At 65.2% G+C, this 7,453-nt stretch carries 8 protein-coding genes; 1 reads left to right on the top strand and 7 read right to left on the bottom strand.

The window, feature by feature from the left end:
- Positions 1 to 54: 54 nt before the first annotated feature.
- The 5 genes from PIJ50_RS12505 to PIJ50_RS12485 form a co-directional block, all read right to left on the bottom strand.
- A complete protein-coding gene (locus PIJ50_RS12505; RefSeq protein WP_271975735.1) occupies positions 55 to 684 on the bottom strand; it encodes a S49 family peptidase in 630 nt (209 codons plus the stop codon).
- Positions 681 to 1,973 (bottom strand): phage portal protein, encoded by a 1,293-nt coding sequence (locus PIJ50_RS12500; RefSeq protein WP_271975733.1) that lies wholly within the window; start codon positions 1,971 to 1,973, stop codon positions 681 to 683. The genes PIJ50_RS12505 and PIJ50_RS12500 overlap by 4 nt, the downstream gene beginning before the upstream one ends.
- The gene (locus tag PIJ50_RS12495) at positions 1,970 to 3,637 is read right to left on the bottom strand and encodes a terminase large subunit (RefSeq protein WP_271975730.1); all 1,668 of its coding nucleotides are present in this window, start codon (positions 3,635 to 3,637) and stop codon (positions 1,970 to 1,972) included. The genes PIJ50_RS12500 and PIJ50_RS12495 overlap by 4 nt, the downstream gene beginning before the upstream one ends.
- Positions 3,624 to 4,061, bottom strand: coding sequence for a P27 family phage terminase small subunit (locus PIJ50_RS12490; RefSeq protein ID WP_271975729.1), 438 nt, complete (start codon positions 4,059 to 4,061; stop codon positions 3,624 to 3,626). The genes PIJ50_RS12495 and PIJ50_RS12490 overlap by 14 nt, the downstream gene beginning before the upstream one ends.
- 113 nt (positions 4,062 to 4,174) lie before the next feature.
- Entirely contained in the window at positions 4,175 to 4,570 is a 396-nt protein-coding gene (locus PIJ50_RS12485; protein WP_271975728.1) for an HNH endonuclease signature motif containing protein, read from the bottom strand.
- A 202-nt stretch (positions 4,571 to 4,772) separates the two neighbouring features.
- On the opposite strand from PIJ50_RS12485, the gene PIJ50_RS12480 reads away from it, so the two are divergent.
- On the top strand, positions 4,773 to 5,855 hold the full coding sequence (locus PIJ50_RS12480) for a catalase family protein (RefSeq protein WP_271975726.1): 1,083 nt from the start codon (positions 4,773 to 4,775) through the stop codon (positions 5,853 to 5,855).
- A 31-nt stretch (positions 5,856 to 5,886) separates the two neighbouring features.
- Here the strand turns inward: PIJ50_RS12480 and PIJ50_RS12475 are convergent, their stop codons facing one another.
- Both PIJ50_RS12475 and PIJ50_RS12470 read right to left on the bottom strand, forming a co-directional pair.
- The gene (locus PIJ50_RS12475; protein WP_271975725.1) at positions 5,887 to 6,765 is read right to left on the bottom strand and encodes a hypothetical protein; all 879 of its coding nucleotides are present in this window, start codon (positions 6,763 to 6,765) and stop codon (positions 5,887 to 5,889) included.
- Positions 6,762 to 7,355 carry a hypothetical protein gene (locus tag PIJ50_RS12470; RefSeq protein ID WP_271975723.1) on the bottom strand — a complete coding sequence of 198 codons (594 nt, stop codon included), beginning with the start codon at positions 7,353 to 7,355 and terminating at the stop codon, positions 6,762 to 6,764. The genes PIJ50_RS12475 and PIJ50_RS12470 overlap by 4 nt, the downstream gene beginning before the upstream one ends.
- Positions 7,356 to 7,453 lie beyond the last annotated feature (98 nt).

The following is a 7,453-nucleotide window of genomic DNA, read 5'->3' as shown; positions in this document are numbered from 1 at the left end:
TCAGGCCCCGCGCAAACCGCATCAGGGGGGTCAATATTGGGCGCCGATAAGGGGTCAGTTTTGCGCGCCGATTGACACCTCGGTCGAAGGGTTCGGGCGCTTGGCGCGGGCGTTGGTCGAGGTCAGGACATAGTTCTGATCGCCCCGCATGTCGGGCTGGACCGGGGCCGAAGCCATGACGGCCACGCCGATCGATCCGACGACGCTGCCCGGCGTCATGGTGATGTCCCGGCATTGGCTGGCCAGCCAGTAGCCGCCCGAGGCGGCCAGCGGATTGACCAAGGCATGCACCGGCTTCACGGCCGCGCAGGCGGCGATGGCCTGCGCGGCCCCCGCGATGCCCGTGACGTAACCGCCGGGGCTGTCGCCCTCGATCACGACCGCCGTCACGTCCGCGTTGGCGGCCAGTTCGTTCATGGTCTGGATCAGCCCGAAGTAGGTGGCCCAGCCCAGATACCGCTCCAGGATAAAGCTGTTCGCGGTCAGCAGTCCACGAACGGGAACCACCGCCACCCCGCGATGGATGGTGAAGCGTTCGGCGTCGGACCGGGCCACCGCCCCGCCGGCCGCCACCTCGGCCTGCGCCTCGGTCGGAAGTTCGGCCGTCAACATGGTCTGGGCGTAGTCCAGCGCCATGGCGATGGGGGTGGAGCCAAAGAGGCTGGCAATGATCGGGCGCGTCATGCGTCGTCGCCTTTCGGTTCTGCGCCGCTGCCCTCTTTCCGGGTCATGTTCGGCGCGGGGTTCAGGATGTCGCCTCCTGCGGTGGGCGGCAGGCCCTCGCGGAAGCGCGCCTCGTTCGGGGTGATGAAGGGGCCGCCCGTGCCCTTGGCCAGCGCCTCGTAGCGTTCCTTGGTCGTGGCGCGCAGCAGGCTGTCGAAGTCGTGGCGCAGGAACAGCCCCGCCCGCCGTTCCTCTTCGGTCAGGATCGACAGGGACAGCTGATCCTCGACCTGGCTGCCCCAATGGTAGAGACAGTCGGTCAGGTAATCGATCGCGGCCTGTTCCGAGTTGGCCTTCACCCCGTATTCGAGGATCTGCAGCTTCGTGGGCGGCACCCGCCACATGCTGGCGATCTGCTCCCGATCGAGGCGGCGGCTGGCCAGCAGTTCGATGTCCGACGCCTTCAGGTCCAGGGTGGAGATGTCATCATCCTTGCCGAGGATCGGGAACCCTTCGATGTCGGGGTTCATCAAGGCTTCCTTGATGCGGCGCTGGTTGCGCCGGTAATCCTCATCGTTCTCGTAGCGGTCTTCCATCTTCACGACCGCCTTCATCGTGACGCCCGAGGCCGCCCGCGCCGCGGCTTCCTGCCCGGCCATGGCAAGGCCCATGCTCTCGAAGGCCACCTCGATCGGGGATCGGCCCGTCCAGCCATCCTCTGCCATGTAGCGCATGTGGACCATGGACCGGCCCGGCACCCGCCGGTTGATCTCCGCCCCGTCCGTGAAGTCGTAGAACCGGGCGCGGCCGTTGCGCAGGATCGACACCCCGTGCTGCGGGATCGTCTCGATCAGTTCCAACTCCCCCGCCCCGTCGCGCGGCGCGTAGGCGTAGGACACGCCCCGCAGCGCGAAGGCATAGGCCAGCATGTAGCGGGCGACGATCGAGGGGACGCCCGGCGAACTCTCAAAATTCAGCAGGTAGCTGGCCGGGTGCTGACGCACCTCGGATTCGCGGCCGTCGCTGTGCGTCTGGTAGACGTTCAATGGCACCTTCGACAGGTCGCCCGCGATGACGTTGCAACAGGAAAACACTGTGGCATGTCGCTGGGCGCTGGTCGGGGTGACGTGCGGCAGGGTCTTCACCCGGCTGCGGCCACCCCATCCCACGTCATGGACCCATCCGGCGGAGTGGGCCGTGCCCGTTTCCGGCACATCCACCTCCGTCGCGCTGGCCGAGATCACCGGCTCGGCGCGTTCGACAACAGGCACGGATGCCCCGCGCCCCATGATCCGACTGAGCAGGCTCATAGCACCTCGATTTCCCGCGCACGGCGTTTGCGATCCCCGGCGATCGCGCGGCCCACCGCCATGATGGCCGCGACCGCCGGATCAATCCGACCCTTGGATTTCTTCTTGTTCGGGCTGATGTTCTCGGCCTTGTCCATGTCCACCAGGACGTTGCCCAAGGCCCATCCTAGCACCGGGTTGCCCGCGTGGCGGATCCGGTTCTCGATCACCAGCTGCTCAAAGATCTTCATCGGGCTGGACATGCCCACGGCCCCCTGCCCGTGATCGACCAGCGGGAAGCGCCGGTTCTCCAACTCGCGGCGCATGTCGCGCATCCCCCAACGGTCGAAGGCCAGTTCCTGAAGGTCGAACCGCTTGCGGATCATCTCCAACCGATCGAGCAGCTTGTGCATCTCCATCGAACCGCCGGGGCCGTTGTGGACTTCCAGCCAGCGCTCATCGCGCCACGCCACGTAGTTACGGTTCTCGCTCTGCGCCCGTGCGATGAAGCCCTTCTCCCCAGCCGGCAGGAAGGAATAGCAGATCAGGTAGACAAGGCCGTTGTGCGGCACCGCCACCACGATCGCGGTCATGTCCGTGGTGCGCGACAGATCGAGGCCGACCCACGCCTTCTTGCCGTAAAGCATCCGGACATCGAACTCTTCCGATCCCCGGTCCCAGCTGTCGCGCCCGATCCACGTCTGTTCGCCCTCGGTCCAGAGGTTGAGGTGTAGGCGGCGGAAGTTCGGCATCCGCCCCTGGATGGCCTGCGCCCCGGCCAGGATCTCGCGGAAGTTCTCTTCCTTGAAGGCCACGCCGAGGTTCGGGTTGCCCATCTTCCACGCGATCGGGTCCGCCGGGTCCGCGTCCTGAGGCGGCTCGGCCACGTAGCCGAAGAAGCTGTCGTCGGTGACTTTGCCCGACACCACCTTCTCGGTGTATTCGCGCAACTCCCCGCAGATGGTGTTCCGATCGGCCCCGGCCGTGGTGATGGCCCAATCGATCGGCTGCGACCGCGCGATCATGGAGTTGGTGACGACCTCGGCCAGTTCCCGGTCGGTCCAGCGGTGAACCTCGTCGCGCGCGGCGAAGTGCGGGTTGATGCCGTCCGAGGTGTTGCCGTCCCGAGACAGCGCCTTGATGTAGCCCTCGGTCGGTGGCGTATCGATCTGCGACCGCCACGGCCGCATCAGCGCCGACAAGGCGGGCGAGGCGCGGATCATGCGCTTGATCTCGTTGAACAGCAGGCCCGCCTGGTCGCGGGTGGTGGCCGCGCAGTAACCTTGCGGGGCCGCCTCCCCGTCGAACAACTGCGTGAACAGCATCGGCACGGCCGTGTCGGTCGTCTTGCCGTTCTTCTTGGCCACCTGGTGGTAGGTGGACCGGAACCGGCGCAGCCGCGTGTCCTCGCGCTTCCACCCGAACACCGCCCCGTGCCGGAACACCTGCCACGGCTGGAGCGTCAGCGGCTTGCCCGCCATCGGCCCCGTGGTGTGCTGGATCATCTCGGCAAAGCGCGTGATCCGCGTGGCGGCCTTGGTGTCGAAGAACAGGCCCCGGTCCTGCGCCGTCTCAAGGTCGAGCAGATGGCGCAGACACGCCTTGTGAACCAGATCACCCGCAATCTCCCGCCCCTCGACCACGTCCAGGGCATAGCGGGAGACAGGGTGATCAATCGGGTCCATTCAGCATTTCCTTGAGATCCTTGAACAGGTCGCCCTGCCCGCCCACGGCCAGCCGCGCCTCATCGACGGGCGTCATCCCGAAGCGGGCGGCCAGCTGGTTCATGGTGGCGATCGCGTCCTGCCGCAGGCCCCACGTGGCCCGCTTCTTCTGCTGCAACCCGTTGCGGGTCTTCACTTCGTAGTAGTGGCCATAGGCGGCCAGATCGCCCGTGAACCGGATCAGGTCCGACACCGCCTCGCAATAGACGGCGAAGGGGTGGTGGTGATGCGGCTCAAGGCGCTTCTTCTGAACCATGATCGGGGCCAGTTCGCGCCAGGTCGTGCGGCCGTCCTCGCTCATCCAGTCGGGCGCATCGGGGACGCGGCCTTCGAAGTCGCCCTTCATCGGGACGATATTTGTCAGATGCGGCTTGGCACCCTTCATGCTCATCTCCTTCAAAAGTGGGCTTTTTTTCCCAAATCGCCGCGCGTGTGAAAAGAGGTACAGGCGTCGGTTAACGTGAGGGTGCCCCAATTCTCGAACACCCCCCGGTGGGGTCAGCCGATCCGATCGCCACGGCCGCCGTGCCAGACCTCGCGGGCTGTCTTGCGGGAATGGCAGGGCTTGCACAGCGCCTGCCAGTTCGATCGGTCCCACATCAGGCGCGTGTCTCCACGGTGCGGCGTGATGTGGTCGACCTCGGAGGCCGGGACCACCTGCCCCAACTCCCCGCAGTCCGCGCAGAGCGGATGCCGATCGAGGAACGCCTTGCTGCCCTCGCGCCACCGCCGCGTCTGATAGAACTCAATCCCCGCGCGCGCCGCCTTGCCCTGCTTCGCCGCCTGCTTCCGCGCTGCCTCGGACTGGAGCCACGGTCCGAGGTGATCGGCGCAGCGGTTGTGGCCCGGTTCGGCCAGATCATCGCAGCCCGGTTCGCAGCACAGCTTGCGCATGGCGACCTCCGGATACGAAAAAGCCCGCAAGGCGCGAACCTGCGGGCACAGTGGTGGATGATGACAAGAGATATGGATCGGACAGGACTAAGCGTCAATCCACTTTCTGATCTGTCAATCTACGAGCCGAAAGAAATCAGCGGAACGGAGCAAGATCGGCCACCGTTGTTGGACGCCACGCATCGCGCAGCAGGAGGCCATGATGCAATCCCCGATCCTCTACCACTCCAACGTCGAACAAATACAGGACGACGAAAAGCAGACCCATCACGATCTTGAGCAAGCACTTTTGCAAATCATGATGACCACATCCCAGAACTATGGTCACGCTGTCCGATCCGTTCATGCCAAAAGCCATGGGGTGATAGAAGCGGAGCTCGAGATCCTGCAGAACCTGCCGCCAGAACTGGCTCAAGGGATTTTTGCCACGGCCGGCCGACACCAAGCGATCATTCGCATCTCCACTAATCCTGGCGACCTTCTGGCTGACAGCATCTCGGTCCCACGCGGCCTCGCGTTGAAGGTCCTTGATGTGGAAGGCACGCGCCTGTCAGGCGCGCAAGGATCGACGCAAGACTTCATCTTCGTCAACGGCCCTGTATTTAGCGCCCCGAATGCAGCCGCGTTTGCGAAGAACCTCCAGCTTCTCGCGAAAACTACCGACAAGGCAGAGTGGGCGAAGAAAGCGCTTTCGGCTGTGCTTCAGGGCGCTGAGAAAACGCTGGAGGCGGTCGGCGGCGAAAGCAGCACCCTTCAGACGTTGGGCGGTGCGCCAAATGTCCATCCCTTGGGCGAGACGTATTACACGCAAACGGCCTACCGTTACGGCGACTACGTTGCCAAACTGTCCTTGGTGCCAGTGACTGAAACGCTCGAGAAGCACACCGGGGAAAAGATCAATACAAGAGGCCGCCGTGATGCGCTGCGCGAGGAAGTGGCGGAGGATATGCAGTCGGGCCCTGCCACATGGGACCTGCGTGTCCAGCTGTGCCGCGATCTCGAGAAGATGCCTGTGGAAGACCCGAGTGTTCTCTGGGATGAGGAACTGAGTCCGTTCGTTACCGTGGCGCGGCTGCATGCAGATCCGCAGGTGGGCTGGAGCGCAGAGCGCGCGAAGATCGCGGACGACCACATGCGCTTCTCGGTATGGACAGGTCTGGAGGCCCATCGCCCTCTCGGGTCGGTCAATCGGGCAAGACGCAGCACCTATGCCCTCTCCAGCGCATATCGTGCTGATTTCAACCGATGCCCCATTCACGAACCCGCAAAGATCGATCTTCCCTGAGCGATTGCGAAAGCCTGATTATGCCCGCTTCTCAGCGGGCGTAACCCTGCATCCGGTCGAGGGCAGCGGCCAGAGACTCCCGAAGCGAGGTCCGGTGCTTACTTTCGCTCAGCCATCCATGCGCCCGCAGCACCGCCGTCAGGTCCATTCCGCCAAGCACCACCATATCGACCAGCCGCCGATCGGTGATCCCCGACTTCGTGCCGCGCGCAGACGGCCGCACCCGCCGCACCGCCATCGCCTGACCCGTGCCGATGCGCCTATGGATCAGGTCCAGTTCCCGGCCCTCCGCCACGAACACGTCGATGAAGCCGCCGCCCTGCCCGCCACCGCCGTCCATGCGCGCCTCGAACGATGATCCCTTCATGCCGCCCGCGTTGTGCCGCTCCACCAGCGTGGCGTAGCGCTGGCCCATCTGGATCTGGCCCGGCGTGAACGGCGCGACGAACCCGTCCAGCGATCCCACCTTCTTGCGCCAAGCACGCTTGGCTACCATCACCATGGCGGTCAGCTGGCATACGCCTTCCCACCACTGGCCATCGACCCGCGACAGCACCTGCCATTCGCCAAGGTCGGACAGCCTCAGATCCTCCGCCACCTCGACGCTGTCCACCAGCCGCATCGGCCCGCGCGCCGGGGCCACGGCGGCCGCCGCCATCTCCTCGGGCGGCCGTGCCAGGATCAGCCGGCCGCGCACTCGCAAGGCTTCCTCGGCCATCCGATCCCGACCAGCCCGCCGCTGATCTTCCTCGTCTCGCGCGAACCGCACCCGATCGGCGTGGACGCCCAAGGTGTTCAACGCGCCCTGCCACGCCGCCTGCACCACGCGCTGGCTGATGGCGCGCAGCCCGTATTCCTCACCCAGATCGATAAGGCCCGCCATCGCGCCGTCCATCGTCATCGTCGTCATTCCGTCATTCCTTCACTGTCATCCGTCTTCGACGCGATCAGCGCCGTGCAAAGCTGGTGATCCCGGTGCCAGGCATCGAGCCATGCCGCGTCCGCCGGATTGGCCCGGTTCACCGCGTTCCATTCCCGCACCCGTTCCCGTCGCCGCCGGTTGTCTTCCGCCTCGGACCGCAGCTGACTGATCACATATCGGCCGGGCGGCGGGCCGAACTTCAGGGCGCAGTGGAACAACTCCACCACCCATCCCTCATCCAGCGCCTGCCGCCCCATGGCCGACTGGATCAGCGACATGGCATAGGTGTGTTCACGCGGCGGCGGCGGCTGGATTGCGTAGGCCCACTTCTGGATCATCACGAAGTCCGGCCACGTCGCCCCCGTCTTGCCCACCACCGCATGGCGCACGATTAGATCCCGCAGCCCGACCAGCTGGTCGCGCGGCAGGTAGGCCAGACGCTCGGCCAGCTTCCCCAGCCACTTCTCGTAATCGTCCGCGTTCGTGCCCTTGGGGCGCTTCATCCCGTCCTGCACCAGCGGTTCGATCAGAACCGCCTTCACCAGTGCCCGCCCGGTCGGTTCAACGTGATCCGTCATCGTCATCCCCTATTCCCCAGCATTCCAAGTTATCCACAGGCAAGGCGGCCAGAACTGTAGGCGGAGCGGAAAGTCTTCTTTCATTTCGTTTCCTCTCC

It is taken from the genome of Falsirhodobacter sp. 20TX0035, from assembly GCF_028307215.1.
Lineage (GTDB): Bacteria > Pseudomonadota > Alphaproteobacteria > Rhodobacterales > Rhodobacteraceae > Falsirhodobacter.
Note: the sequence above shows the minus strand (reverse complement) of the source record. Positions and strands in the feature narration are given on the sequence as shown.